This window comes from Mycobacterium sp. 852014-50255_SCH5639931 (assembly GCF_001665605.1).
In the GTDB taxonomy this organism is placed as follows: domain Bacteria; phylum Actinomycetota; class Actinomycetes; order Mycobacteriales; family Mycobacteriaceae; genus Mycobacterium; species Mycobacterium paraffinicum.
Genome location: NZ_LZSV01000003.1, coordinates 35,105 through 59,940 on the forward strand (window position 1 = coordinate 35,105; position 24,836 = coordinate 59,940).

Annotated in this window: 25 protein-coding genes; 13 read left to right on the forward strand and 12 right to left on the reverse strand. The window is 69.4% G+C overall.

All coding sequences use genetic code 11. The features are described from left to right. Positions 1-80: 80 nt before the first annotated feature. Positions 81-1,223, forward strand: a complete 1,143-nt coding sequence (locus A5758_RS02955) for an XdhC family protein (RefSeq protein ID WP_197503711.1) — start codon at positions 81-83, stop codon at positions 1,221-1,223. A gap of 56 nt (positions 1,224-1,279) precedes the next feature. Beyond that, a complete protein-coding gene (locus A5758_RS02960) occupies positions 1,280-1,927 on the forward strand; it encodes an SRPBCC family protein (protein WP_067736242.1) in 648 nt (215 codons plus the stop codon). On the opposite strand, the gene eutC is transcribed toward A5758_RS02960, so the two are convergent. Both eutC and A5758_RS02970 read right to left on the reverse strand, forming a co-directional pair. After that, complete coding sequence (gene eutC / locus A5758_RS02965) at positions 1,924-2,694, reverse strand: ethanolamine ammonia-lyase subunit EutC (protein ID WP_067736246.1); 771 nt, start codon at positions 2,692-2,694, stop codon at positions 1,924-1,926. The genes A5758_RS02960 and eutC overlap by 4 nt on opposite strands. After that, positions 2,694-4,100: an ethanolamine ammonia-lyase subunit EutB gene (locus A5758_RS02970; RefSeq protein ID WP_067736250.1), complete on the reverse strand. Its 1,407-nt coding sequence runs from the start codon at positions 4,098-4,100 to the stop codon at positions 2,694-2,696. The genes eutC and A5758_RS02970 overlap by 1 nt, the downstream gene beginning before the upstream one ends. 27 nt (positions 4,101-4,127) lie before the next feature. On the opposite strand from A5758_RS02970, the gene A5758_RS02975 reads away from it, so the two are divergent. Both A5758_RS02975 and A5758_RS02980 read left to right on the forward strand, forming a co-directional pair. Next, positions 4,128-5,249 carry a glycoside hydrolase family 76 protein gene (locus A5758_RS02975; RefSeq protein ID WP_067736253.1) on the forward strand — a complete coding sequence of 374 codons (1,122 nt, stop codon included), beginning with the start codon at positions 4,128-4,130 and terminating at the stop codon, positions 5,247-5,249. Continuing rightward, positions 5,246-7,195: an acetoacetate--CoA ligase gene (locus tag A5758_RS02980; protein WP_067736256.1), complete on the forward strand. Its 1,950-nt coding sequence runs from the start codon at positions 5,246-5,248 to the stop codon at positions 7,193-7,195. The genes A5758_RS02975 and A5758_RS02980 overlap by 4 nt, the downstream gene beginning before the upstream one ends. Here A5758_RS02980 and A5758_RS02985 read toward each other — a convergent pair. Then, positions 7,154-7,861 (reverse strand): DedA family protein, encoded by a 708-nt coding sequence (locus A5758_RS02985; protein WP_066954668.1) that lies wholly within the window; start codon positions 7,859-7,861, stop codon positions 7,154-7,156. The two genes, A5758_RS02980 and A5758_RS02985, sit on opposite strands and share 42 nt — an antisense overlap. A gap of 58 nt (positions 7,862-7,919) precedes the next feature. Between A5758_RS02985 and fbaA the strand changes: the two genes are divergently transcribed. Continuing rightward, positions 7,920-8,954 (forward strand): class II fructose-bisphosphate aldolase, encoded by a 1,035-nt coding sequence (gene fbaA / locus A5758_RS02990; protein WP_067736415.1) that lies wholly within the window; start codon positions 7,920-7,922, stop codon positions 8,952-8,954. 80 nt (positions 8,955-9,034) lie between these two features. Here fbaA and A5758_RS02995 read toward each other — a convergent pair whose 3' ends face one another. After that, positions 9,035-9,865: a hypothetical protein gene (locus A5758_RS02995; protein ID WP_067736259.1), complete on the reverse strand. Its 831-nt coding sequence runs from the start codon at positions 9,863-9,865 to the stop codon at positions 9,035-9,037. 121 nt (positions 9,866-9,986) lie between these two features. Here A5758_RS02995 and A5758_RS03000 point away from each other — a divergent pair, with 121 nt between their 5' ends. Further along, a complete protein-coding gene (locus A5758_RS03000; RefSeq protein WP_067736262.1) occupies positions 9,987-10,400 on the forward strand; it encodes a DUF3151 domain-containing protein in 414 nt (137 codons plus the stop codon). On the opposite strand, the gene A5758_RS03005 is transcribed toward A5758_RS03000, so the two are convergent. The 3 genes from A5758_RS03005 to A5758_RS03015 are packed head-to-tail and all read right to left on the reverse strand — an operon-like array spanning position 10,397 to position 12,749. Then, complete coding sequence (locus A5758_RS03005; protein ID WP_067736265.1) at positions 10,397-11,293, reverse strand: cation diffusion facilitator family transporter; 897 nt, start codon at positions 11,291-11,293, stop codon at positions 10,397-10,399. The two genes, A5758_RS03000 and A5758_RS03005, sit on opposite strands and share 4 nt — an antisense overlap. 40 nt (positions 11,294-11,333) lie before the next feature. Further along, entirely contained in the window at positions 11,334-12,107 is a 774-nt protein-coding gene (locus tag A5758_RS03010) for a site-2 protease family protein (protein ID WP_067212766.1), read from the reverse strand. 9 nt (positions 12,108-12,116) lie between these two features. Further along, a complete protein-coding gene (locus A5758_RS03015; protein ID WP_067736268.1) occupies positions 12,117-12,749 on the reverse strand; it encodes a peptidase M50 in 633 nt (210 codons plus the stop codon). A 297-nt stretch (positions 12,750-13,046) separates the two neighbouring features. Between A5758_RS03015 and A5758_RS03020 the strand changes: the two genes are divergently transcribed. The 6 genes from A5758_RS03020 (at position 13,047) to A5758_RS03045 (ending at position 19,171) form a co-directional block, all read left to right on the forward strand. Then, positions 13,047-14,024: a histidine phosphatase family protein gene (locus A5758_RS03020; protein ID WP_067736271.1), complete on the forward strand. Its 978-nt coding sequence runs from the start codon at positions 13,047-13,049 to the stop codon at positions 14,022-14,024. Between the two features lie 254 nt (positions 14,025-14,278). Next, the gene (locus A5758_RS03025) at positions 14,279-15,577 is read left to right on the forward strand and encodes an adenylosuccinate synthase (protein ID WP_067212774.1); all 1,299 of its coding nucleotides are present in this window, start codon (positions 14,279-14,281) and stop codon (positions 15,575-15,577) included. Then, complete coding sequence (locus tag A5758_RS03030; protein WP_067736275.1) at positions 15,574-16,212, forward strand: PaaI family thioesterase; 639 nt, start codon at positions 15,574-15,576, stop codon at positions 16,210-16,212. The genes A5758_RS03025 and A5758_RS03030 overlap by 4 nt, the downstream gene beginning before the upstream one ends. A 61-nt stretch (positions 16,213-16,273) precedes the next feature. Next, the gene (gene purT, locus A5758_RS03035) at positions 16,274-17,476 is read left to right on the forward strand and encodes a formate-dependent phosphoribosylglycinamide formyltransferase (RefSeq protein WP_067736278.1); all 1,203 of its coding nucleotides are present in this window, start codon (positions 16,274-16,276) and stop codon (positions 17,474-17,476) included. A 40-nt stretch (positions 17,477-17,516) separates the two neighbouring features. Further along, positions 17,517-17,948, forward strand: a complete 432-nt coding sequence (locus A5758_RS03040) for a rhodanese-like domain-containing protein (RefSeq protein ID WP_067212787.1) — start codon at positions 17,517-17,519, stop codon at positions 17,946-17,948. Then, entirely contained in the window at positions 17,945-19,171 is a 1,227-nt protein-coding gene (locus A5758_RS03045; RefSeq protein WP_067736281.1) for an O-succinylhomoserine sulfhydrylase, read from the forward strand. The genes A5758_RS03040 and A5758_RS03045 overlap by 4 nt, the downstream gene beginning before the upstream one ends. On the opposite strand, the gene A5758_RS03050 is transcribed toward A5758_RS03045, so the two are convergent. Further along, the gene (locus A5758_RS03050; protein WP_066954629.1) at positions 19,168-20,547 is read right to left on the reverse strand and encodes an NAD(P)/FAD-dependent oxidoreductase; all 1,380 of its coding nucleotides are present in this window, start codon (positions 20,545-20,547) and stop codon (positions 19,168-19,170) included. The two genes, A5758_RS03045 and A5758_RS03050, sit on opposite strands and share 4 nt — an antisense overlap. A gap of 145 nt (positions 20,548-20,692) precedes the next feature. Here A5758_RS03050 and A5758_RS25585 point away from each other — a divergent pair, with 145 nt between their 5' ends. Continuing rightward, entirely contained in the window at positions 20,693-21,202 is a 510-nt protein-coding gene (locus A5758_RS25585; protein WP_156622477.1) for a hypothetical protein, read from the forward strand. Here A5758_RS25585 and A5758_RS03055 read toward each other — a convergent pair. The 4 genes from A5758_RS03055 to A5758_RS03070 are packed head-to-tail and all read right to left on the reverse strand — an operon-like array spanning position 21,199 to position 24,822. Beyond that, positions 21,199-21,810, reverse strand: a complete 612-nt coding sequence (locus tag A5758_RS03055) for a hypothetical protein (RefSeq protein ID WP_067736284.1) — start codon at positions 21,808-21,810, stop codon at positions 21,199-21,201. The two genes, A5758_RS25585 and A5758_RS03055, sit on opposite strands and share 4 nt — an antisense overlap. A gap of 4 nt (positions 21,811-21,814) precedes the next feature. Then, positions 21,815-22,477 (reverse strand): TetR/AcrR family transcriptional regulator, encoded by a 663-nt coding sequence (locus A5758_RS03060; RefSeq protein WP_067736287.1) that lies wholly within the window; start codon positions 22,475-22,477, stop codon positions 21,815-21,817. Continuing rightward, on the reverse strand, positions 22,477-23,625 hold the full coding sequence (locus A5758_RS03065) for an acyl-CoA dehydrogenase family protein (protein ID WP_067736290.1): 1,149 nt from the start codon (positions 23,623-23,625) through the stop codon (positions 22,477-22,479). Before A5758_RS03065 ends, A5758_RS03060 begins: the two co-directional genes overlap by 1 nt. 12 nt (positions 23,626-23,637) lie before the next feature. Continuing rightward, positions 23,638-24,822 (reverse strand): acyl-CoA dehydrogenase family protein, encoded by a 1,185-nt coding sequence (locus tag A5758_RS03070; RefSeq protein WP_067212802.1) that lies wholly within the window; start codon positions 24,820-24,822, stop codon positions 23,638-23,640. Positions 24,823-24,836 lie beyond the last annotated feature (14 nt).

Below are 24,836 nucleotides of genomic sequence, written 5' to 3' on the forward strand. Positions count from 1 at the left end.
CCGCCCTCCACGCACACTCGACGCCAACGATTCACACCCGAAGTCAAGCCGGGTCATGGCTGTCCGCCTACGTTGGACGAGTGCGTGACGTGCTTGCCGAGCTGATGTCGATCTGGCGCGCCGGCGACACCGCGGGGCTGGGGACGGTGGTGCGCACCTTCCGGTCCGCGCCGCGTCCGCCGGGGGCCGCGATGGTGGTGGCGCCGGACGGCTCGGTCACCGGGTCGGTGTCGGGTGGTTGCGTGGAGGGCGCGGTGTACGAGCTCGCGACCGAGGCGACGAAAACCGGGGCCGCGCGGCTGGAACGCTACGGCGTCAGCGACGACGACGCCTTCGCCGTCGGCTTGACGTGCGGCGGCGTCATCGACGTCTTCGTCGAGCCGGTTTCGCGCTCGTCGTTTCCCGAACTCGGCGCGGTGGCCGACGACATCGCCGAGCGCCGCGCGGTGGCGACCGCGACCGTGATCGCGCACCCGGACCCGTCCTGGGTGGGCCGGCGGGTGGTCATCCGGCCCGACGGGGTGGCGGGATCGCTGGGTTCGGCCCGTGCCGACGCCGCGGTCGCCGACGACGCGCGCGGCCTGCTCGCGCTGGGGCGCAGCGAGGTCCTCAAGTACGGGCCCGACGGGCAGCGGCTCGGCGACGGCTTGGAGGTCTTCGTGGCCAGCTATGCGCCGCCGCCGCGGATGCTGGTGTTCGGCGCGATCGACTTCGCGGCCGCGCTGGCGCGGCAGGGTTCGTTCCTCGGCTACCGCGTCACCGTGTGCGACGCCCGCCCGGTGTTCGCCACCCGGGCGCGCTTCCCGACGGCCGACGACGTCGTCGTCGACTGGCCCCACCGCTATCTGACCGCCCAGGCCGAGGCAGGCGCCGTCGACTGCCACACGGTGATCTGCGTGCTCACCCACGACCCCAAGTTCGACGTGCCGGTGCTCGAAGCCGCGCTGCGCCTGCCCCAGGTCGGCTACGTCGGGGCGATGGGGTCGCGACGCACCCACGACGACCGCCTGAACCGGCTCAAAGCCGCCGGCCTGACCGACGCCGAGCTGGGCCGGCTCTCCAGCCCCATCGGGCTGGACCTCGGCGCGCGCACCCCGGAGGAGACCGCGGTCTCGATCGCCGCCGACATCATCGCCAAGCGCTGGGGCGGCGGGGGCCGCCCGCTGGCCCAGATCGCCGGGCGCATCCACCACGACGCCGGGGACCCTACTCTACTTCCGTAGTGTCGTCCGTAGGCTAGTGCTCGACGCCGTCGCCGCCGCCCACGAGAGGACCCCGCATGAAGATCGCCAACCGGTTCACCGTCAGCGCCCCCATCGACCGGGCCTGGGACGTGCTGAGCGACCTCGAGCAGGTGATCCCGCTGATGCCCGGGGCGGCGCTGACCGGTCACGAGGCCGACGACTACCTCGGCAAGGTCAAGGTGAAGGTCGGGCCGGTCACCAGCGAGTTCAGCGGCAAGGTGCGTTTCGTCGAGCACGACCGCGGCCAGTACCGGGCGGTCATCGACGCCAAGGGCAAGGAGACGCGGGGGACGGGCAACGCGGCCGCCACCGTCACCGCCCAGCTCTACGAGGACGGCGAGCGCACCGGCGTCACCGTCGACACCGACCTCAAGATCGCGGGCAAGCTGGCCCAGTTCGGCAGCGGCATGCTGCAGCAGGTGTCGGAGAAGCTGCTGGGCCAGTTCGTGGAATCGCTCGAAGCCGAACTGGCCGCGCAGAGTGTGGCGGCGCCGGCCATGCCGGAGGGCCCGCCGCAGGTCGGACCCGTCCCCGAGCCGCGACACGCGGCCCCCGCCGCGGAGCCCGCACCGATCGACCTGCTCGAGCTCGCCGGCGGCGACCAGCTCAAGAAGTACGCCCCGCTGGTGCTGGCCGTGCTCGCCGCGCTGGTGCTGGGTTGGATGCTCGGCCGCCGGCGTTAGGACGGCCGATCTATTTCGGCCGGCGCGGCCGCCGACTGGGCCAGGCCGGTTGCTGCTCGCGTCGTGTCTTTGAGGGCGACGCCCGAGCGGCCGAGTTTGCGGGCCCCGGCCACCAGCGCGGCGGCGACCGCCGCGGCCGTCGGGTAGTCGAGGCCGTCGGGCGGGTGGATGTTGGAGATGCAGTTCCGGTCGGCGTCGGTGAGCCCCGGCTTCGGCCGATGCGTCAAGTAGATGCCCAGGCTGTCGGCGACCGACAGGCCCGGGCGCTCACCGATGAGCACGAGAACCGTTGCGACACCTAGGGCTTGACCGATGTGGTCGCCGAGCGCGACGCGCGCCTGGGTCGCGATGACCGGCGGCGCAATCCGGTAGCGGCCGTCGAATTCGCGGACCAGCGCGTCGACCATGCCCGCCGCATGGTCGGTCAGGGCGCGCGGCGAGAGCCCGTCGGCGAGGACAAAACCGATGTCCGCGTTGGTCTTTCGCAGACCCGACAGGTCGGCCGGGCTGCGGCCGAGGTCGGGCCGGCGCAGGTACTCGCCGCGCGAGGCCGCCCGGCTGCACACCCGCAGCGGCTCGTCGATGCCGACGTCGCGCAACCGCGCGATGAGGCCCTCGACGTCGAGTGGCTCGTGCACGGCGTCGCGCGCCGCGGCGTGCGCCGCCTGAAATTCCAGGACGCGCCGGGTCGGCAACGAGTTGCCCGCCCGCCCGAGCCCGATGCGCGCCTGCGTGGTGGCGCGCAGGGGTGCCCAGATGTCGTCCATCAGCCGGCTGCCAGCGCCCGCAGCGGCGACGTCGCGAGGTCGACGGGCAGGATCCGGCCGTCGGCGTCGACCATGCCCAGGCTGGCCAACCATGCTTCGAATTCGGGTGCGGGCCGCAGCCCCAACGCTTTTCGCACGTACAGCACATCGTGAAAGGACAGGCTTTGATAGCCGAGCATGACGTCGTCGGCGCCGGGAACCGTGATGACGAACGCGGTGCCCGCCGCGCCGAGCAGGGTCAGCAGCGTGTCCATGTCGTCCTGGTCGGCCTCGGCGTGGTTGGTGTAGCAGACGTCGACGCCCATCGGCAGGCCGAGCAGTTTCCCGCAGAAGTTGTCTTCGAGCCCAGCGCGGATGATCTGCTTGCCGTCGTAGAGATACTCGGGACCGATGAATCCGACGACGGTGTCGATCAACAGCGGCTGCAGTGCCCGGGCCACCGCGTAGGCCCGGGCCTCCAGCGTCTGCTGATCGACCGGCCTGTCACCCACACCCAGGTGGGCACCGGCCGACAGGGCCGCACCCTGCCCCGTCTCCAGATACATGACGTTGTCGCCGACGATGCCGCGGCGCAGCGACCGGGCGGCCTCGTTGGCCTCCATCAGCATGCCGATGGAGGTCCCGAACGAGGAATTGGCGCCCTCGGTGCCCGCGATCGACTGGAAAACCAGGTCGACGGGCGCGCCCCGGTCGATCAGCTCCATCGTGGTCGTGACGTGGCACAGCACGCAGGATTGGACGGGGATCGCGAACCGCTGGCGAATGTCGTCGAGCAGGTGCAGCAGCTCCGACGCCGCGTGCGGCGAGTCGGTCGCCGGGTTGATGCCGATCACCGCGTCACCGCAGCCCATCAGCAGGCCGTCGAGCAGCGCCGCCGCGATGCCGCGGGGGTCGTCGGTGGGGTGGTTGGGCTGCAACCTGGTCGCGAGCGTGCCCGGCAAACCGATCGTGGTCCGGAAGGCCGCGGTGGCCGTCGCCGCGGCGGCCACCAGGATCAGGTCCTGGTTGCGCATGATCTTCGACACCGCGGCAACCATTTCCGGTGTCAGCCCGGGGGAGACCGCGGCGATCCGCGCCGCGCCGTCGTCACGGGACGCCGCATCCAGCAGCCAGTCGCGGAAGGCGCCCACGGTCAAGTCCGCGATCGGGCCGAACGCCTCGGGGTCGTGGCCGTCGATGATGAGCCGGGTGACCTCGTCGGTCTCATACGGCACGACCACATCGGTGAGGAACGTCGCCAGCGGTATGTCGGCCAGCACCCACGCGGCCGCCGCCCGTTCGGCGTCGGAGCCGGCGGCGCAACCCGCGAGCTGGTCGCCGGAGCGCAACGGCGTCGCCTTCGCCATCACGTCGACCAGGCCCTCGAAGGCGTGCGTGGTCCCCGAAATGGTTTGCCGGTAGCGCATATTTCAGTATGAGGCAGGATCGGCGGTATGGATCAGCTATGGGCCAACCGGGCGGCCAGCTCCGAAGCCGCTGTCGCGCAACGACACCTGAAACGGCTGTGGGGCCTGCCCGGGACTCAGCTGGGCGTGGTGGCCTGGCCGCCGACCCGGCGCGACCGGATGTTCGGCACCTGGCACTACTGGTGGCAGGCGCACCTGCTGGATTGCCTGGTCGACGCGCAGCTGCGCGACCCGCAACCCGAACGGCGCACCAAGATCAACCGGCAGGTCCGCTCGCACCGGCTGCGCAACAACTTTCGCTGGACCAACAGCTACTACGACGACATGGCCTGGCTGGCGCTGGCGCTGGAACGCGCCGCCCGGATCGCGGGCGTCGAGCGCCACCGCGCCCTGCCTAAGCTGGCCGAGCAATTCCTCGACGCGTGGGTGCCCGAGGACGGCGGCGGCATCCCATGGCGCAAGCAGGACCAGTTCTTCAACGCCCCGGCCAACGGCCCGGCGGGGATCTTCCTGGCCCGCTACTCCGACCGGATGCGGCGCGCCCAGCAGATGGCCGACTGGATCGACGAGACCCTGATCGACCCGGAGACGCACCTGGTGTTCGACGGCATCAAGGCCGGCTCCCTGGTCCGCGCCCAGTACACCTATTGCCAGGGCGTGGTGCTCGGCCTGGAAACGGAACTCGCGGCACGCACCCATGACGATCGGCACGCGCCCCGGGTGCACCGGCTGGTCGCGGCCGTCGCCGAACACATGGCGCCGACGGGCGTGCTGGCCGGCGCCGGCGGCGGGGACGGCGGCCTGTTCTCCGGCGTCACCGCGCGCTACCTCGCGCTGGTCGCCACCACCCTGCCGGGTGAGTCGGCCGACGACGCCGCGGCCCGCGACACCGCCCGGCGGATCGTGCTGGCCAGCGCGAAGTCGGCGTGGGATTACCGCCAAACGGTGGACGGGCTGCCGCTGTTCGGCCCGTTCTGGGACCGCGACGCGCAGCTGCCCAGCCAGGCCGCCGGGGAGGCGCAGTTCGTCGACGGCGCGGTGAACAGTTCCGACGTGGCCGAACGGGACCTGTCGGTGCAGCTGTCGGGGTGGATGCTGATGGAGGCCGCCTGTAACGTCACCGCCGTGACCGCAGGGAGTGCGACGTGACCGAGCCCGGCAGCTGGATTCCCGACGAAGCCACGCTGGCCCAGGCAAACCTCACCCACTTCATGGCGTGGCTTGCCAAGACGGGCCGCGGCCGCTACGGCGACTACCACGCGCTGCAGCGCAAGTCCGTCGAGGACATCGAATGGTTCTGGGACGCCGTCTGGCAGTACTTCGACATTGAGGCGGACAGCCCGCCCCGCGCGGTGCTGGGCAACCGTGCCATGCCCGGCGCCGAGTGGTTCCCCGGCGCCACGCTCAACTACGCCACCGAGATCTTCCGGCACGCCACCGACGAGCGGCCCGCCATGATCGTCGTCGGCGAGGACGGCGCGTGCGAGTGGTCGTGGGCGCGGCTGCGGCGGGAGACCGGCGCGTTCGCCGCCTACCTGCGCGGCCTCGGGGTGCGCCCCGGGGACGCCGTCGTCGGCTACCTGCCCAACGTCGCCGAGGCCGCCGTCGCCGCCCTGGCCGCTGCCGCCGTGGGCGCGAGCTGGGCGGTGTGCAACCAGGACGTGGCCGTCGACGGCGTGATAGCGCGCCTGGGCCAGGTCGAGCCGGCGGTGCTGGTGGCCACCGACGGGTCGGTGTACGACGGCAAGCGCATCGACCGGCGCGCGGAGCTGGACACGATCCGGGCGGCGATGCCCAGCCTGCGGGCCACCGTGGTGGTGCCGCGGCTGGGGCTCGCGGCCGACGGCGACAGCGTCGCGTGGGCGACGGCGGTGGAATCGGATGCCGGGCTGGACATCACCCCCGTGCCGTTCGCGCACCCGCTGTGGGTGATGTTCTCGTCCGGCACCACCGGCAAGCCGAAGGGCATCGTGCACGGTCACGGCGGCGTGGTGCTCGAGCACCTGAAGTACCTGAGCCTGCAACTGGAGCTGCACGCCGGCGAGCGCTTCCTGTGGTACTCCTCGACGAGCTGGATGATGTGGAACCTGCAGCTGTCCGGGCTGCTGGCCGACACCACCATCGTGCTCTACGACGGCAGCCCAACGCATTTGGGCACCGACGGGCTCTGGCGGGTCGCCGCCGAGGCGCAAGTCAACGTCCTCGGAGCCGGGGCGGGTTACCTGCTGGCCTGCGCCAAGAAGGAGCTCAAGCCGGGGGCGACGTACCCGCTGGACGGGTTGCGCGCGGTGGGTTCCACCGGTTCACCGCTGCCCGCGTCCGGATTCCGTTGGGTCCAAGAGGGACTCGGCCGGTCAGTGCCGGTGATCTCGATGAGCGGCGGCACCGACGTCTGCACCGCCTTCATCGGCGGCTGCGCGATCCTGCCGGTGGTGGCCGGTGAGCTGTCGTGCATCTGCCTGGGCGCGGCCATCGAATCCTGGGTCGGGCCGAACCATCCGGTCATCGGTGAAGAGGGCGAGCTGGTGATCACCGAGCCGATGCCCTCGATGCCGGTGTTCTTCTGGAACGACGACGACGGCAGCCGGTACCGGGCCGCCTACTTCGAGAAGTATCCGGGGGTGTGGTGTCACGGCGACTGGATCACCATCACCGATCGGGGATCCGTTGTGGTGCACGGTCGTTCGGACGCCACCCTGAACCGGTTGGGCGTGCGGATGGGCAGCGCGGAGATCTACACGGCGGTGGAGGGCATGCCTGAGGTGGGTGACTGCCTGGTGGTCGGCGTCGAGCAGGACGACGGCGGGTACTGGATGCCGCTGTTCGTGACCCTGGCCGACGGCGCCGAACTCGACGACGGGCTGCGGTCGCGGATCGTGGCGGCCATTCGTCAGCATGCCTCCCCGCGCCACGTGCCCGACGACATCCTCGCGGTCCCCGGCATACCGCGGACGCTGACCGGCAAACGGCTGGAAATCCCGATCAAGCGGATCCTGCTGGGCGCCGCGCCGGGCGAGGCCGTGCAGCAGAGCTCGATCGACCGACCGGAACTGCTAGACGCTTTCGTTGCGTACCGCAGGAGTCGGGTGTCCTGAGTCGGGCTCCCCGCCGGCCGCCCCCCGCCGGCGGGCCCGGTAGCTCCGCACGGCCGCAATGAACGCCGGCATCAGCGAGATCACCAGGATCGCCAGCAGGATCTTCTGCAGGTTGTGGTGTACGAACGGCACGTTGCCCAGGAAGTAGCCCGCCAGCGTCACGCCGCCGCCCCACAGGATGCCGCCGACGATGTCGAAGCCCAGGAATACCGGGTAGCGCATGTAGGACACCCCGGCGACCGGCGGGACGAACGTCCGCACGAACGGCGCGAACCGCGCCAGGATGATCGCCCACGGCCCGTATTTCTCGAAGAAGGCGTGCGACTCCGTCACGTAGTGCTTCTTGAAGAACCGGGAGTCTTCCTTCTTGAACAGCGCCGGGCCGATCCGCCGGCCGATGAAATAGCCGGTCTGATCGCCCAGGATCGCCACCAGGGCGACGGCCGGGGCCAGCACCCAGATGCTGGCCGGTGGGTTCGGGTGCGCGGCCAACAGCCCACCGGTGAACAACAGCGATTCGCCGGGCAGCAGTGGAAACAGCAGGCCGGTCTCGATGAAGACGATGACCAGGATGCCGGGCAGCACCGCGGATCCGAAGACCCCGTCGGCGCCCAACCAGTACATCGGGTCGAAGATGTGCGGCAGGGCCGTCACGGTGGTGCTCACGATGCTTCAACATACCGGTGTTGCGATACTGGATGGGCCCAGTCGCCAGGAGGAGCCCATGCCCATCGCCACCCCCGAGGTCTACGCCGAGATGCTGGGACGTGCCAAGGAGAACTCGTACGCCTTCCCGGCCATCAATTGCACCTCCTCCGAGACGGTCAACGCCGCGATCAAGGGCTTCGCCGACGCCGGCAGTGACGGCATCATCCAGTTCTCCACCGGCGGTGCGGAATTCGCCTCCGGCCTGGGGGTCAAGGACATGGTGACCGGTGCGGTGGCGCTGGCCGAGTTCACCCGCGTCGTCGCGGCCAAGTACCCGATCAACGTGGCGCTGCACACCGACCACTGCCCCAAGGACAAGCTGGACAGCTACGTGCGGCCGCTGCTGGCGATCTCGGCCCGGCGGGTGGCCGTGGGTCAGGACCCGCTGTTTCAGTCGCACATGTGGGACGGCTCGGCCGTGCCGATCGACGAGAACCTGGTCATCGCGCAGGAACTGCTCAAGCAGGCCGCGGCCGCCAAGATCATCCTGGAGATCGAGATCGGAGTGGTGGGCGGCGAGGAAGACGGCGTCGCCCACGAGATCAACGACAAGCTGTACACCACGCCGGAGGACTTCGAGAAGACCATCGAGGCCCTGGGCCACGGGGAGCACGGCAAGTACCTGCTGGCCGCGACGTTCGGCAACGTGCACGGCGTCTACAAGCCGGGCAACGTCAAGCTGCGCCCCGACATTTTGGCCCAGGGGCAGCAGGTGGCCGCCGCCAAGCTCGGGTTGCCCGACGGCGCCAAGCCGTTCGACTTCGTCTTTCACGGCGGGTCGGGCTCGCTCAAGTCCGAGATCGAGGAGTCGCTGCGCTACGGCGTGGTGAAGATGAACGTCGACACCGACACCCAGTACGCGTTCACCCGCCCGATCGCCGGCCACATGTTCAGCAACTACGACGGCGTGTTGAAGGTCGACGGCGAGGTGGGCGCCAAGAAGGTCTACGACCCCCGCAGCTACCTGAAGAAGGGCGAGGCCTCGATGACCGAGCGCGTGGTGGAGGCCTGCGCCGACCTGCACTGCGCCGGAAAGTCCGTGGGCGGCTAGCGGCTTCGCCGAGCGTGCACTCATGGCGAAATTCCGGCCCGAAATTCGCCCTGGTTACACGTTCGGCGCTGACGGGTGACCTAGCCGCTCGGGGACTGGCAGATCTTCCACTGCTCGTCGCGGTACTGCAGGTCCAGGCTGCGGGTCGACCGCAGCGAGGGGTCGTACGCCATGAACGTGGTGACGTTGGCCTCGGCGTGCTGGCCGTTGACCACCACCTGGTCGATGCTGGCGATCACCGGATACTGCTTGGCCGCCGAGACCCGGCGGTAGGTCTCGTCCCACGAATGCTCGTCGTAGTCCGCGTACCCGTCGCGGGTGGTGCCGCAGGTGATGGTGCGCAGCGTGGTCAGGTCGCCCTTTTGAATCGCGGTGTCGAAGCCCTGGATCGTGGTCCGAACCCGGTCTTCCTGCGACACCTTCGTGTGTTTGCCGCGGGTGAGCAGCACCGTGCCCAGGATCGCGATGGCGGCCAGCGCCAGCACGATCAGGACCAGCGCCAGCACCCAGCCCCAGTTGAACTGCCGGGACGTGCGGAGCTTTCCCCCTAGCCGGGGTGGGATCGATTGCGGCACAGCCGGTTTGGCGGGCTGGCCGAACTGTGCTGTCTGGCCTTCCGGAGGTGTCGAGAACACTTCGGTGGCGGGCTCCGGGGTGGTGGCGATCACCGTGGTCTCTCGCGCGTCGAATCCGGGCGCGGTGAAACGGCGTTCGCGCTGCTGGCCGTCCGCTTCCTGCTCGGGATCCTTCGGATCGCCGACGGAATCGGGTTTGATCACCACCGTCTCGGTCTCGGAGTCGCTGGGTACCAGCGGGACGCTCTCGGTCGCGTCCTCGCCTGATTGCGCGGCCCATTCGTGCCCAGGCGGATGCGGCGCGCCGCCGCGGTCGGGCTCGGGTGGCTGGGGCATGAGTACGGCTGTCCTCCGCTATCGGGTGGGGTAGTTGGAGCTTAGCGACCCGCCCCCATCGATGGGGCGATGGTCGAGGTCCGCCACCCCGGCGAAACGGGGCAGCTGCAGAATAGGAGCCATGACGCCGCCGCGAGACCTTCTGGGACCTGATCCGACCCTGCTGCCGGGCGATCCCGACGCCGAGGCGGAACTGCTCGCCGGCGAGAAACCCGGGATCGTCGCCGCCGCGCACCCGTCGGCGTCGGTGGCCTGGGCGGCACTGGCCGAGCAGGCGCTGGCCGACGACCAGGCCATCACCGCCTACGCGTACGCCCGGACCGGCTATCACCGCGGCCTGGACCAGCTGCGGCGCAACGGCTGGAAGGGTTTCGGCCCGGTCCCGTATGCGCACGAGGCGAACCGCGGGTTCCTGCGGTGCGTCGCGGCGCTGGCGCAGGCCGCCGACACGATCGGCGAGCCCGACGAGTACCTGCGCTGCCTGGATCTGCTGGACGACTGCGACCCCGAGGCGCGCCCGGCCCTGGGGCTCTAGAAGTTTTCCGAACAGCCCGCGTCGCCCGGGGTGTCGATCTGGACGGTGGCGTGCTGCAGCCCGCGGGCCGACAGCACCGCACGCGCGTCGTGGAGCACCCGGGTGGAGTCACCGGTGCTCCGCAAGTGCGCGGTGCACATGTCCTTGCCCGGCGACAGCGTCCAGACGTGCAGGTCGTGGACCTCGGACACGCCGTCGACGGCGCCCAGCGCCGAGCGCAGCTCCTCCACGTCGATGTGGGTCGGCGACGATTCGGAGAGGATCCGCAACGCGTCGCGGGCCAGCGAGATCGCCCGCGGCAGCACCCACAGCGCGACCAGCACGGCGACCACCACGTCGGCATACGGCCACCGCGTCGTCACGGTCACCACACCGGCGATCAGCACGCCCAGGCTGCCGACGCTGTCGGCGACCACCTCCATGTAGGCGCCCTTGACCGCCAGGCTCTGTTCGGAGTGCGACCGCAGGAGCAACGCGACCACCAGGTTGGCGAGCAGCCCGGCCAGCGCGACCACGATCATCGGCATGCCGGGGACCGACGGGGTCTCCCTGAGCCGCTGGATGGCTTCCCAGAGGATGAACAGCGCGACCCCCATCAGCAGCCCCGCGTTGGCGACCGCCGTGAACACCTCGGCCCGGTGCCAGCCGTACGTCCGCGACGGTGACGAGCTGCCCCGCCGGGCCAGCGTCACCGCGGCCAGGCCCATGAAGACGGCGACGACGTCGGTCAGCATGTGGCCCGCGTCGGCCAGCAGCGCGATCGAGTTGATCAGCAACGAGGTAGTCAACTCGATGACGAAAAACGCCGCCAGAATTGCGGCGGCGGCGACCATGCGGGGAATCAGCCGGGACCCATCGGTCTCGGCGGGACTGTGATTGTGACCGGCGCCCATGCCGTGCAATGTATGCGGATCCACGCATATATGGCAAGGGTCAGAACCAGCGGCTCCAGAAGCGGGTCAGCACGTTGCCCGCGGACACCAGCCACGTCGGCACGCCGGAGAACTCGAACAGCCAGAGCACCATCTGAAAGAACCAATGGCTGGCGGCCAGGAGCAGGAACAGCAGGATGAAAAAGCCGTACTGCTTGGCCGGCGCCACCGCGCGCTGCGTCTCCCGACTCAGGTGCGGCTCCAGGGCGTCGTAGCCGTCCAGGCCCGGGATGGGCAGCAGGTTGAGCACCACCGCGGTCAGCTGCAGAAAACCCAGGAACGCGACCCCGGCCCACAGCACCTGGTGGAAAGGGTCGTAGAACAACCGCGTCAGCGCCAGCAGCAGCACCGCCAGCACCAGATTGGCGGCCGGCCCCGCGAGGCTGACCAGGCTGCGCCGGTTCGGCGTCATGAACCAGGTCCGCACGTACACCGCGGCGCCCGGCAGGCCGATGCCGCCCAGCGCGATGACCACCATCGGCAGCAGGAGCGACAGCGCGGGATGGCTGTAGCGCCGCGGATCTAGCGTCAGGTAGCCGCGCACGGCGGCGTCGTGGTCGCCGAATCGCCAGGCGGTCACGGCGTGCCCGAACTCGTGCAGGCACAGCGACACCAACCAGCCGGCGATCACAAAGGTGAACACCCCGAAATACGCCAGCGGCCGCACGGTGCTGCCGGCCAGCCAGGCCAGCACGCCGCCCACCGCCGTCAGGCCGACGAGGGCCAGGAATATGGGGCTGGGACGGACCGATTCGCGCCGGGCGGGCAGGCTCACCGGTCGAAACTAGCGGACCGCCAGCCAGCCTTCGACGTTGCGGTAAAACGTGGACCGGCGCGCCGGGCGCGGCGCGGGCACGCCGTCGCGCACCACGGTGACGCCGGTGCTGCCCAGCTGGACCGCGCGGCCGGCGACCCAGCGGCGCCGGCCCGTCGCCACGCGGGCGCGCAGGCCCGGGACGGCCAGCGTCGGCTCGACGTCGACGGCGGGGGCGTCGCCGTCGAACAACACGGTGTCGTCGACGACGGCCTCGCCGCGCAGGCGCCGGCCTTCGCCGGGCAGCCAGGCGGCCCGGCCGACGATCACGGACCCGGTCTCGTCGCGGACCAGGGTGACGCGCCGCGCGGGCCCTCGCCGGGCGCGCCGCGCCGCGCGCCGCCCGGCGGGCAGGCGGTAGATCCGGGTCGCGCGGGTGCGGCGGCGCGGCACGTAGGCCACCTCGATGTCGAGCCGGTCGGCGCGCAGCAGCCGGGTCAGCACGGCGGCCAGGTCGGCGTCGGCCCCTATCACGACGAGCCGCGGGTAGGGGCCGATCGCGGCGTCGGTGTCGGCCGAGTGAACCGGCACGCCGGTGAGCGGCCGTGGCACGCGCCGATCGCCGAACACCAACACCCCTACGGGAGGATCTTCTCGCGTCACAGCCCGTCCAATTGAGCAGTACCAATATTCTTGTTTTTCAACGTATCTCGTTTGCTCGGCAGCCAGACCGTCTGTGCACGGCACGATCTCACGATAACGACGCAGTCACAACATGGTTTCAGACTATGAAAGTCGTTGCGCCACCGCCTGGTAACAACCGGATACTTTACTCCTGCCACGGGGTCAAACGAATGGGTGGCTAAGAGAACGGAGAACTGCCATTCGCCGACTCACCGCCGTCTTCTCAACCGCGCGAAGCGCGCCGCCCGTATCTGGTACCGGCCCCACGCGCGTCCATTGCTGACGAAGCAACTCCGCCGTGTTGGCGCCGTAGCGCTTTCGACTGTCCTGCTGTGCGTCGGGCCGGCGAGGGCCTCGGCCGACGAATCGATCGTGATCGACTTGGTGCGGCATGGCCAATCGGAGGCCAATGCGGCGGGCGTGATCGACACGTCGGTGCCCGGAGCGGTACTCACTGCGCTCGGCCAGAAACAGGCGCAGAACATCGCCAACGTGCTCGCCGCGCAGGGCCCGGTGGCCGCGATTTACGCGTCGCAGTTGATCAGGACACAGCAGACCGCGGCGCCGTTGGCGGCCATGTTGGGGATGAATGTTCAGGCATTGCCCGGGCTCAACGAGATCGACGCCGGCGCCTTCAATGGCTTACCCCAGTTCAGCCTCGCTGGGCTGGTCTACCTGCTAGGCCCGGTGGCGTGGCTGCTGGGGCTACGCATCGTGCCGATGCTGGCGCCGGGCTCCACCGACGCTAACGGGTTTGAATTCGACAAACGCTTCAACGGCGCGCTGCAAACGATGTACGGCAACGCGGTGACCAACGGGAGCCGCTTCAACGACTCCCTGCAAATGATGTACGGCAATGCCATGGCCAACCCGGTTCGGTCCGCGGGCGGCAAGATCACCGAAGTGGCGGTCTCCAGCGAGTTTGCGATCGGCGTCGGGACGATGATGACCGTCAAGAACCCCGACCCGCTGCTCTTGCTCTTCGATCCGCTGCCCAACGCCGGCGTTGTCGAAATCCAGGGCAATCCGCACGATGGCTGGACGCTGGTCAGTTGGAACGGGAAACCCGTGTGGCAGGGTTGGGCGGCCAAGAAGCCCCGTCGTGACACGAAGGGCTTGTGCCTGATGTTGGACGCGCCGACCCGCGGCGGTGTATGTGCGGGCAAACCGCCCGTGCCGGCAAGTGCTCCGAGCGCAGGCCCATCGGCGGAAATGCCGCTCAGCGGACGGCTGCCCGCGGCGACGGATGGATGAGCCGCGGCCGTCCGGGACACGAGCAGCGATCAATCGGCCCTTGGCACAAGTCCGTAGCTACCCGACGTTTAGGATCGCCACGTGAGCGCGCCAAGCAAAGACGCGTCCGGCTACGCGCCCGGTCCTAAAGTGGTTAACCGCGGCGCTGGTACAGGTCGGCAGCCCGAGCCAACGGGAGATGCCGAAAACCGTGGCGGCGCTGAGAGATACGGCGCCCTGCCAGTAGAGCCACAGTAAGCAGGCGGGAGCAAGTCATGCCGGCAATCGTCCTCATCGGCGCCCAATGGGGTGACGAGGGCAAAGGTAAAGCCACTGACCTGCTCGGTGGACGCGTGCAGTGGGTGGTGCGCTATCAGGGGGGCAACAACGCCGGGCACACCGTCGTCCTGCCCAGCGGCGAGAACTTCGCGCTGCACCTGATCCCGTCGGGAGTGCTGACTCCCGGCGTCACCAACGTCATCGGCAACGGTGTGGTGGTCGACCCCGGCGTGCTGCTCGACGAGCTCAAAGGCCTCGAGGACCGCGGCGTGGACACCACCAAGCTGTTGATCTCGGCCGACGCGCACCTGCTGTTGCCCTACCACGTGGCCATCGACAAGGTCACCGAGCGCTACATGGGTAACAAGAAGATCGGCACCACGGGCCGCGGCATCGGGCCCTGCTACCAGGACAAGATCGCCCGCCAGGGGATTCGGGTCGCCGACGTGCTCGACCCCGACCAGCTGACCCACAAGATCGAGGCCGCGCTGGAACTCAAGAACCAGATCCTGGTCAAGATCTACAACCGCAAGGCCCTGGACCCGCACCAGGTCGTCGAGGCCCTCCTGGAACAGGCGGAGGGGTTCCGCCATCGCATCCGCGACACCCGCCGGCTGCTCAACGCCGCGCTCGAGACCGGCGAGACGGTCCTGCTGGAGGGCTCCCAGGGCACCCTGCTCGACGTCGACCACGGCACATATCCCTATGTGACATCGTCGAATCCGACCGCCGGCGGCGCGGCCGTCGGGTCCGGCATCGGGCCCACCCGCATCACCACCGTGCTCGGGATCCTCAAGGCCTACACCACCCGCGTGGGCTCCGGGCCGTTCCCCACCGAGCTGTTCGACGAGAACGGCGAATACCTGTCCAAGACTGGCGGCGAGTTCGGTGTGACCACCGGGCGGCGGCGCCGCTGCGGCTGGTTCGACGCCGTCATCGCCCGCTACGCCACGCGGGTCAACGGCATCACCGACTTCTTCCTGACCAAACTCGACGTGCTCTCCAGCCTGGAAACGGTGCCGATCTGCGTCGGTTATCGCATCGACGGCGAGCGCACCGCCGACATGCCGATGACGCAGACCGACCTGGCCCGCGCCGAGCCGATCTACGAGGAGTTGCCGGGCTGGTGGGAGGACATCTCGGACGCCCGCGAATTCGACGACCTGCCCGCCAAGGCGCGTGATTACGTGCTGCGGCTGGAAGAGCTTGCCGGAGCCCATGTTTCGTGCATCGGCGTCGGCCCGGGACGGGAACAGACGATTGTGCGCCGCGACGTCCTGGCGGCCCGCCCGTGACGGAGCCGGATCCCAAGGAGCTCGACCCCGAATACGAACACCACGGCGGATTTCCCGAATACGGCCCGGCCAGCCCCGGCCCGGGATTCGGCCGGTTCGTCGCGGCCATGCGCCAGCTGCAGGACCTGGCCGTGTCCGCCGATCCCGGCGATGACGTGTGGGACGACGCGGCCGACCGCGCCGAGGCCCTGGTGCAGCTGCTTGGCCCGTTCCAGGCCGACGAGGGCAAGGCGCCGGCCGGGCGGACGCCCGACCTGCCCGGCATGGGCAGCCTGCTGCTGCCGCCCTGGACGTTGACGAAATACGCGCCGGACGGGGTCGAGATGACCGGCTACTTCAGCCGGTTTCACGTCGGCGGGAACCACGCCGTGCACGGCGGCGTGCTGCCGCTGCTGTTCGACCACATGTTCGGCATGGTGTCGCATGCCGCGGGGCGTCCCATCAGCCGAACGGCCTTCCTGCACGTCGACTACCGCAAGGTCACCCCGATCGACGCGCCGCTGGCGGTGCGCGGCCGCGTCACGAGCACCGAGGGCCGCAAGGCGTTCGTGGCCGCGGAACTCGTCGATGGCCACGAAGCGGTGCTGGCGGAGGCCAACGGGCTGATGGTGCGGCTGCTTCCCGGCCAGCCCTAGCCGGGCAGTCGCCCTAGCGCGGCCAGGCCTGGCACCCGCGCGACCGACCTATCCTTGAGCGGTGACTGACGGCCCGACCGAAGGACAAGACGACAGGACCACCGCGCTCGCCGTGCCCTCGCAAGCGCCGACCACGGAAGCCGACGCCAGGCCGCGCGTGGTGGTGCTGGGTTCCGGTGAGCTCAGCCGGGAACTGTCGATCGCGCTGGGGCGCCTCGGCGCGCGGGTGATCGTCGTCGGTGAGCGCGCGGACGGGGTGGCCGATGAGTCGCTGGCGGTCCCGATGACCGACGCCGAGGAGCTGACCAAGGCGGTGCGGGGGCTGCACGCGGACGTCGTCGTGGCCGCCACCGACGCCGTTGCGCCCCGGGCGCTCGAGGGCCTCGAGGCCGGGGGCACCCAGCTGGTGCCCGGCGCGCGGGCCGTGCGGCTGGCCGCCGACCGGGAGGGCCTGCGCCGGTTGGCCGCCGACGAGCTGGGGCTGCCCACGGCGCCGTTCTGGTTCGCCGGCTCCGCCGGCGAACTCGAGGCGGTCGGGGCCCACGCCGGTTACCCGCTGCTGGTGGAGCCGGTGCTCGCGGCCGCCGGGCGGAGACAGTCGGTGGCGTCGGGCCCCGACGACCTCGCGGCGGCCTGGCAGCGCGCGACGGGAGGTTACGGGGACCAGCACCGCGTGCTGGCCGAAACCGTGGTGGAGGTCGAGTTTTACGTCACCCTGCTGGCCGTCCGCAGCGACGGGCCCGGGGGACCGGCGATCGAATTCTGCTCGCCCATCGGCCATCGCGGTGGCCACGCCGACGCGCTGGAATCGTGGCAACCGCAGCAGATGAGCGCGGCGGCGATGGATGCCGCCAAATCGATCGCGGCGCGGATCGTCAAGGCGCTCGGCGGCCGCGGCGTATTCGGCGTCGAGTTGATGATCAACGGCGACGAGGTGTACTTCGCCGACGTCACGCCCTTCCCCACCGCCAGCGCCTGGGCGACGGTGCCCAGCCAGCGGCTCTCGGCGTTCGAGCTGCAGGCCCGCACCGTTCTGGGCCTGCCGGTGGACACCATGATGATTTCGCCGGGCGCGGCCCACCGGGTCGAGCGCGCCGACGCGCCGAGCGCCGCGCTGGCCCGGGCGCTGAGCGTGCCGGAGAGCGACCTGCGCGTGGTCGGGCGCGGATACCAGGCGTTGGCGACGGCGCCGGAGGTGGCTGCGGCGCTCGACCGCGCCCGCGAGGTCGCCAGCCGCCTGGCCGCGCGCGAGCCCGCGCACTGAGTTATCGGGCGGCAAGGTGACCTCGTTACGATTCGAGGTCATGAGCACAGAGCGCGCGGGCTACGCCGGAGACATCACCCCCCAGCAGGCATGGGAACTGCTCAGCGAGAACCCCGACGCTGTGCTGGTCGACGTGCGCACCGACGACGAATGGCGGTTCGTCGGGGTGCCCGACCTGTCCAGCCTGGGCCGCGAGGTGGTGTTCATCGAGTGGAACACCTCGGATGGCAGGTACAACGCCAACTTCGCCGACGAACTGCGCGACCGGGTGCCTGAAACCGACGCCGAACGTCCGGTCGTCTTCCTGTGTCGCTCGGGCAACCGCTCGATCGGCGCCGCCGAGGTCGCCACCCGGACCGGCATCACGCCGGCCTACAACGTGCTGGACGGCTTCGAGGGCCACCCGAACGCCCGGGGGCTGCGCGGCGAATCGGGCTGGCGCGCCATCGGATTGCCCTGGAAGCAGCTATGACCCACCCCTCGGGGGATTCCGTCCGCGCCCCCAAGGCGCTGCCCGACGGCGTCAGTCAGGCCACCCTCGGCGTGCGGGGCGGGCTGCTGCGCTCGGGCTTCGACGAGACGGCCGAGGCGATGTTTTTGACGTCCGGCTATGTCTACTCCTCGGCGGCCGTCGCGGAGCGCTCGTTCACCGGCGAGCTCGACCACTACGTGTACTCGCGGTACGGGAACCCGACCGTGACGATGTTCGAGGAGCGGTTGCGCCTGATCGAGGGCGCCCCCGCGGCGTTCGCCACCGCGAGCGGAATGGCCGCGGTGTTCACCTCGCTGGGCGCGCTGCTGGGCGCCGGGGACCGGCTGGTCGCGGCGCGCAGCCTGTTCGGGTCGTGTTTCGTGGTGTGCAACGAGATCCTGCCGCGCTGGGGCGTCGAGACCGTCTTCGTGGACGGCGACGACCTCGCGCAGTGGGAGGAGGCGCTGTCCGTCCCCACCGCGGCGGTGTTCTTCGAGACGCCGTCGAACCCGATGCAGTCGTTGGTGGACATCGCCGCGGTCGTCGATCTTGCCCACGCGGCGGGGGCAAAAGTGGTGTTGGACAATGTCTTTGCCACACCGCTGCTGCAGCAGGGCATTCCCCTGGGGGTCGACGTGGTGGTGTACTCGGGCACCAAGCACATCGACGGTCAGGGCCGGGTGCTGGGCGGCGCCATCCTCGGCGACAAGGAGTACATCGACGGCCCGGTGCAGAAGCTGATGCGGCACACCGGACCGGCGCTGAGCGCGTTCAATGCCTGGGTGTTGGTGAAAGGCCTTGAGACGCTGGCGATCCGGGTCGAGCACAGCAACTCCTCGGCGCACCGGATCGCGGAATTCCTGGAGACCCATCCGGCGGTGAGCTGGGTTCGCTACCCGTATCTACCGTCGCACCCGCAATACGACCTGGCCAAGCGGCAGATGTCGGGCGGGGGCACGGTGATCACCTTCGCGCTCGACTGCCCCGAAAGCGCCGCCAAGCAACGGGCCTTCGAGGTGCTGGACAAGCTGCGGCTGATCGACATCTCCAACAATCTGGGCGACGCCAAATCCCTTGTCACCCACCCGGCCACCACCACCCACCGGGCGATGGGCCCGGAGGGCCGCGCCGCGATCGGCCTGGGCGACGGCGTGGTCCGGATCTCGGTCGGGCTGGAGGGCACCGACGACCTGATCGCCGACATCGACCAGGCGCTGAGCTAACCGGCTTGTTTCTCGGCGGCGTCGATGCGTTCGGCCGCCGCCAGCGTCCCCTCTTGCGCCTGCCGCTCCACCCAGTCCACCACCGGCCGGGCGTACATCATCTGGCTGGTGATGGCCATCTGGCCGCGAGTGCGGCCCAGGAAGGAGATCCCCCAGGAGAACATGGCGGCGATGCGGTTGCGGAAACCAACCAGGTACAAGAGGTGCAACAGCAGCCACGCCAGCCAGGCGATGAAGCCGCCGAACTCCAGCTTGCCTACCTTCGCGACGGCGCTGTACCGCGAGATCAGGGCCATGCTGCCCTTGTCGAAGTACTTGAACGGCTTGCGGTTGGCCGGATCGTCGTGGCCCTTCACCGCCTGCTTGATCAGATTGGTGACGTAGTGCGCGCCCTGGATCGCGCCCTGGGCCATCCCCGGTACGCCGGGGACGGACATCAGGTCGCCGACCACGAACACGTACGGATGCCCCTTGACGGTCAGGTCGGGCTCGACGATGACCCGTCCGGCGCGGTCGGTCTCGGTTCCGTCGGACTGCTCGGCGACCATTTTGCCCAGCGCGCTGGCCTGCACGCCCGCGGCCCACACCTTGCACGCGCATTCGATGCGGCGCTCGCTGCCGTCGGCGTCTTTCACGGTGATGCCCATGTAGTCCACCGCGGTCACCATCGCGTTGAGCTGGATCTCGACGTCCATCTTCTGCAGCCGGCGTTGCGCCTTGAGGCCCAGGTTTTCACCCATCGGCGGCAACACCGCGGGCGCCGCGTCGAGCAGGATGACCCGGCATTCGCTGGGCGTGATCGTCCGGAAAGCCCCGGCTAGGGTGCGCTCGGCGAGCTGGACGATCTCGCCGGCCAGCTCCACTCCGGTCGGCCCGGCGCCGACCACCACGAACGTCAGGCGGCGTTGCCGCTCGTCCGGGTCGGTGGCGACTTCGGCGGCCTCGAACGCACCGAGGATGCGGGCCCGCAGCTCGAGGGCGTCGTCGATGCTCTTCATGCCGGGCGCGAAGGCGGCGTACTCGTCGTGGCCGAAATAGGACTGCTGCGCGCCGGCGGCCACGATGAGGCTGTCGAAGGGCGTCACCGTCTCCATGCCCATCAGGTGCGACGTCACGGTCTTCGCCGTCAGGTCGATGCCGCTGACCTCGCCCCACAGCACCCGGACGTTCTTCTGCCGACGCAGGATCAGCCGGGTGGTCGGGGCGATGTCGCCTTCGGACAGGATGCCGGTGGCCACCTGGTACAGCAGCGGCTGGAACAGGTGAGTGGTCGTCCTCGAGATCAACGTGACATCCACGTCCGCCCGTTTGAGGGCCTTGGCCGCGTTCAAACCGCCGAATCCGCTTCCGATGATGACGACGTGATGACGCGACATGCTCACCCCTTATTGGCCTCGTCGTTCTGGTCGCACGCTGCTGCCAGCGCATGTCCACCGTACGACTAGGACCCCTCGGACGTCACGGCAAGGCACAGATCGGCACGGGAGCCCGCAGATCCGGCTGTCGCACAGCACAATCCGAATGAACTCAGCGGTACGGCAAGGGATCGCCCGCCGCGGGGGTGGGCGATCCCTTGCCGAAGCCGCGGATAAGGCCTGCGGTTACTGGCAGGTCAGGCCCGGACCGCAGTCGATGGTTATCGGCGTCGTGCAAGCCGAAGCCGCGCAGACGGTGAATCCGAGCATCGCTGCGAGAATGATTTTGCCGGTCAATCGTGACATAACGCCAACCCCGTTCATGGATGGACAATTTCTTTTGTTTGCCCGATCACCCGATCACCCGATGGCGGAAGTCTACGGCGTCTTCGCCGTTGCGACAGTGGATTTCGAAAACCCGGCGCGCCGGTCTTTCCGGTGGGAGTTCCCCGTTCGCATGAAATGTATTGAATTCAAACGGCGGCAACTTATGGCGGGATTAATTGTGGCCACGGGGATATTCGAGAATGGTAACCCTTACCTTAGTCTGGGCGAGGGTCGGCCGGCTGAAGGCCGAACCAGCCACTCGCGCAACCCATTTCGAGCCGCGGGCTAGAACGGCCACCCGTTGGAGTTGTCCTTGAATTTCCCGTTGACCGCGGTGCAGAAGTCGTCGGAGGTGCCGGCGAGCAGGATGTAGTAGGTCTCGCCGCGGCGACTCTCGTAGGTGTTGGGGGTGCTCCAGCCGCTGTTGCAGAGCGAGCTCTGCGTGCCGGCCGTGGCCCTGCGCCAATTCGTCTTGGCGCAGCCCGCCAGGCCGTCCATGTTGGGCGTCGCGCTCTTGGCCGCGACCACCATCGCGCCGCCCCATTGCCCATCGCTGCGCCGGTAGGCGCGCGCCCCGAACCCGGCGTTGTTCGTCTGGCATGCCAGCGCCCGGCGCATCAGCGAGAAGGGGGCGGCCAGTTGAGGATTGGCGCTCCCGGCGGCGGCCGTGATGAATTGCGCCGCGTCCGAGCCGTCGACCTCCTGCACGTTGGGAGTGCCGAAGCTGAACAGCTGCTGCGCGATCCCGGCGTTGCTGCCACCGCCGATGATCGGGCCGCCGCCGTTCGATGTCATCGGGGGCAGCGCGACGGTGGGGTCGGCGCCGGCCGTCGGCGCCACGACGACGGCGCCCAGCGCGAACGCGGCGGCCATGTTACGGAGCGCGGTGAGTCTCATGGCTTCATTCCAGCACGTGTTCGTAATCGGCGCGACGGTCGTCGCGCACCAATGCGTGGAGCAGGTGGCGGGTCTGCAGCCGGATGTACTCGTCGCGGGTGTAGGCGGGACCGAAATGCCAGTGCTTGAGCGCCCAGCCGTGGGCGAGCAGCATGATGTCGAACACGGTGAGGTCGACGTCGACATCGCGGAAGACGCCCGCGGCGATACCGGTTTCGATGACCGCGCGCAGCGGTGCGGCGGAGGCGATTTCGAGTTCCTTGATCCTGGCCCGGTCGGCCGGCGCCAGCGTCCGGCTCTCCCGATAGGTCAGCACCACGCCGTCGAGGTTCTCGTCCACGATCTGGATGTAGCGGCTGATGCCCGCGGCCAGCTGGTCCACGACGTCGTCGCCGGCGGCGGCCATCACGGGCGCCAGCTGGTCGCGGAACACGTCGAGGATCCGCACGATAGTGGCCAGCAGCAGGTCCTCCTTGCCGCCGAAATAGGTGTAGATGAGGCCAACGCTGACCTTGGCCTCGGCGGCCAGATCCTGCATGGACATCTGGTGGAAGCCGTGTGTTCCCATGACCTTGACCGCGGCGTCGAGCACCTGGCGGCGCCGCGCGCTGGCCCGGGCCGCACGGACGGCCTCCTCGACGGGCAGGGCGCCATAGTCGACCGCCATCAGATGCCCAGGTCCTTGGCGACGATCGTCTTCATGATCTCGTTGGTCCCGCCGTAGATCGTCTGGATGCGGGCGTCGACGAACGCGCGCGCCACGGCGTACTCGCGCATGTAGCCGTAGCCGCCGTGCAGCTGCAGGCAGCGATCGGCCGTGCGCACCTGCAGTTCGGTGGTCCACCATTTCAACCGGGCGGCCCGCGCGGCCGTCAGCTCGCCGGTCAGGTGCTGGGCCAGGCAGTCGTCGAGATAGGTTCGGGCGACGTCGATTTCGGTCGCCACCTCGGCGAGAACGAATTGGCTGTGCTGGAAGCCGGCGATCGGCGTGCCGAACGCCTTGCGTCCGCGCACGTACTCCAGCGTCTCGGCCAGGATGGCCTCGGCGGCGGCCACCGCCCCCACCCCCAGCGCAAGGCGCTCCTGCGGCAGGTTCTGCATCAGCTGGTAGAAGCCGGCGCCCTCTTCCCCGAGCAGATTGGCCGCGGGCACCCGCAGGTCGGTGAACGTCAGCTCGCTGGTGTCCTGGGCGTGCAGGCCGATCTTGTCCAGGTTGCGGCCCCGGGAGAAACCCGGGGTGTCGGCGTCGACCACCAGCAGCGACAGGCCTTTGTGTCGATCGGGTGACGTCCGCACGGCGACGACGAACAGGTCGCCGCACTGGCCGTTGGAGATGAACGTCTTGGCGCCGTTGACGACGTAGTGGTCGCCGTCTCGGACCGCCGCGGTGCGGATCCCGGCCAGGTCGCTGCCGGTGCCGGGTTCGGTCATGGCGATGCCGAGCACCGTCTCGCCGGTCACCACGCCGGGCAGCCAGCGCCGTTGTTGCTCGGGCGTGGCCAGGTCGGTGAGATAGGGCAGCACCACGTCGTTCTGCAGCGTGAACGCGATCGCCTCTGCCGCCGCGCCGGCCCGCTGCAGTTCGTCGATGACGATCGCGTTGTAGCGAAAGTCGTTGACTCCCGGGCCGCCGAGCTGCTCGGGCACCGAAAAGCCGAGCAGCCCAAGCTTTCCCGCTTCGATGAACAGCGAGCGGTCCCACTGTCCCCGCGTTTCGGCCCGCTCGTGCGCCGGGACCACCACCCGCTGCACGAACTCGCGGACGAGCGCCCTGAACTGCCGGTGCTCTTCGGTGTACTCCGGACGTGCGGCCATGTCTTCCCCCGGTTACCGGAAGGCGTCGCTACCGGTGAACGCCTGGCCCAGGACGAGCTGATGCATCTCTGGGGTGCCTTCGTAGGTGAGCACCGACTCCAGGTTGACCATGTGCCGGATGACCGGGTACTCGAGCGATATGCCGTTGCCGCCCAGAATCGTTCGAGCGGTCCGGCAGATCTTGATGGCCTCCCGGGTGTTGTTCAGCTTGCCGAAGCTGACCTGCTCGGGACGCAGTCCGACGCTGTCCTTGAGGCGGCCCAGTTGCAGCGACAGCAGCTGACCCTTGTGCAACTCGACCGCCATGTCGACGAGCTTTGCCTGGGTCAACTGGAATCCGGCGATCGGCCGCCCGAATTGGGTGCGCTGCGTGGCGTAGTCGAGCGCGGCCTGCCAGGCCGACCGCGCCGCGCCCATGGCACCCCAGATGATTCCGTAGCGCGCCTCGGACAAACAGGACAGCGGCCCCCGCAGGCCTTTCGCCTCGGGCAGCATCGCATCGGCGGGCACCCGCACGTCGTCGAGCACCAGCTCGCTGGTGATCGATGCCCGCAGCGACAGCTTGTGGTGGATGGTGTTGGCGGTGAATCCCGGTGTCCTGGGCGGCACCAGAAAGCCCCGAATTCCCTCGTCGGTGGCCGCCCACACGACCGCGACATCGGCGACCGAGCCGTTGGTGATCCACAGCTTTCGGCCATTGAGCACCCAATCCGAACCGTCGCGTCGCGCACGGGTTTTCATCGCGGCCGGATCGGATCCCACGTCGGGTTCGGTCAGCCCGAAACACCCCAGCAGTTCGCCGGTCGCCATACCGGGCAGCCACTCCTGCTTTTGCTCCTCGGACCCGAAGTTCCAGATCGCGAACATCGCCAGCGATCCCTGCACCGAGACCATCGACCGCAGGCCGGAGTCGGCGGCCTCCAGCTCCACGCACGCCAGGCCGTAGTGCACGGCGGAGGCGCCGCCGCACCCGTACCCCTCCAGGTGCATGCCGAGCAGGCCGAGCTGTCCGAACCCTTTGGCGAGTTCGCGCACCGGCAGGTCGCCGATCTCGAACCACTCCGCGACGTAGGGAAGGACGTGCTCGGCGCAGAACTCTCTGACGGTGGCGCGCACCGCGAGCTCGTCGTCGGACAGCGAGGCGTCCAGGCCCAGGGGGTCGTACCGGTCGAAGGCGGGAGGTTTGTGCGTGCTCATAGGTTTCAGCCTGC

Excerpts from the sequence above, each read along its gene's own strand:
- A5758_RS25585 (WP_156622477.1), top strand. The coding sequence starts at position 20,693 with ATGAACTCAGCGGTACGGCAAGGGATCGCCCGCCGCGGGGGTGGGCGA.
- A5758_RS03040 (WP_067212787.1), top strand. The coding sequence starts at position 17,517 with ATGAGCACAGAGCGCGCGGGCTACGCCGGAGACATCACCCCCCAGCAG.
- A5758_RS02975 (WP_067736253.1), top strand. The coding sequence starts at position 4,128 with ATGGATCAGCTATGGGCCAACCGGGCGGCCAGCTCCGAAGCCGCTGTC.
- A5758_RS03055 (WP_067736284.1), bottom strand. The coding sequence starts at position 21,810 with ATGAGACTCACCGCGCTCCGTAACATGGCCGCCGCGTTCGCGCTGGGC.
- A5758_RS03025 (WP_067212774.1), top strand. The coding sequence starts at position 14,279 with ATGCCGGCAATCGTCCTCATCGGCGCCCAATGGGGTGACGAGGGCAAA.
- A5758_RS03065 (WP_067736290.1), bottom strand. The coding sequence starts at position 23,625 with ATGGCCGCACGTCCGGAGTACACCGAAGAGCACCGGCAGTTCAGGGCG.
- A5758_RS02960 (WP_067736242.1), top strand. The coding sequence starts at position 1,280 with ATGAAGATCGCCAACCGGTTCACCGTCAGCGCCCCCATCGACCGGGCC.
- eutC (WP_067736246.1), bottom strand. The coding sequence starts at position 2,694 with ATGGACGACATCTGGGCACCCCTGCGCGCCACCACGCAGGCGCGCATC.
- A5758_RS02995 (WP_067736259.1), bottom strand. The coding sequence starts at position 9,865 with ATGCCCCAGCCACCCGAGCCCGACCGCGGCGGCGCGCCGCATCCGCCT.
- A5758_RS03050 (WP_066954629.1), bottom strand. The coding sequence starts at position 20,547 with ATGTCGCGTCATCACGTCGTCATCATCGGAAGCGGATTCGGCGGTTTG.
- fbaA (WP_067736415.1), top strand. The coding sequence starts at position 7,920 with ATGCCCATCGCCACCCCCGAGGTCTACGCCGAGATGCTGGGACGTGCC.
- A5758_RS03005 (WP_067736265.1), bottom strand. The coding sequence starts at position 11,293 with ATGGGCGCCGGTCACAATCACAGTCCCGCCGAGACCGATGGGTCCCGG.
- A5758_RS03000 (WP_067736262.1), top strand. The coding sequence starts at position 9,987 with ATGACGCCGCCGCGAGACCTTCTGGGACCTGATCCGACCCTGCTGCCG.
- A5758_RS03060 (WP_067736287.1), bottom strand. The coding sequence starts at position 22,477 with ATGGCGGTCGACTATGGCGCCCTGCCCGTCGAGGAGGCCGTCCGTGCG.
- A5758_RS03045 (WP_067736281.1), top strand. The coding sequence starts at position 17,945 with ATGACCCACCCCTCGGGGGATTCCGTCCGCGCCCCCAAGGCGCTGCCC.
- A5758_RS02970 (WP_067736250.1), bottom strand. The coding sequence starts at position 4,100 with ATGCGCTACCGGCAAACCATTTCGGGGACCACGCACGCCTTCGAGGGC.
- A5758_RS03070 (WP_067212802.1), bottom strand. The coding sequence starts at position 24,822 with ATGAGCACGCACAAACCTCCCGCCTTCGACCGGTACGACCCCCTGGGC.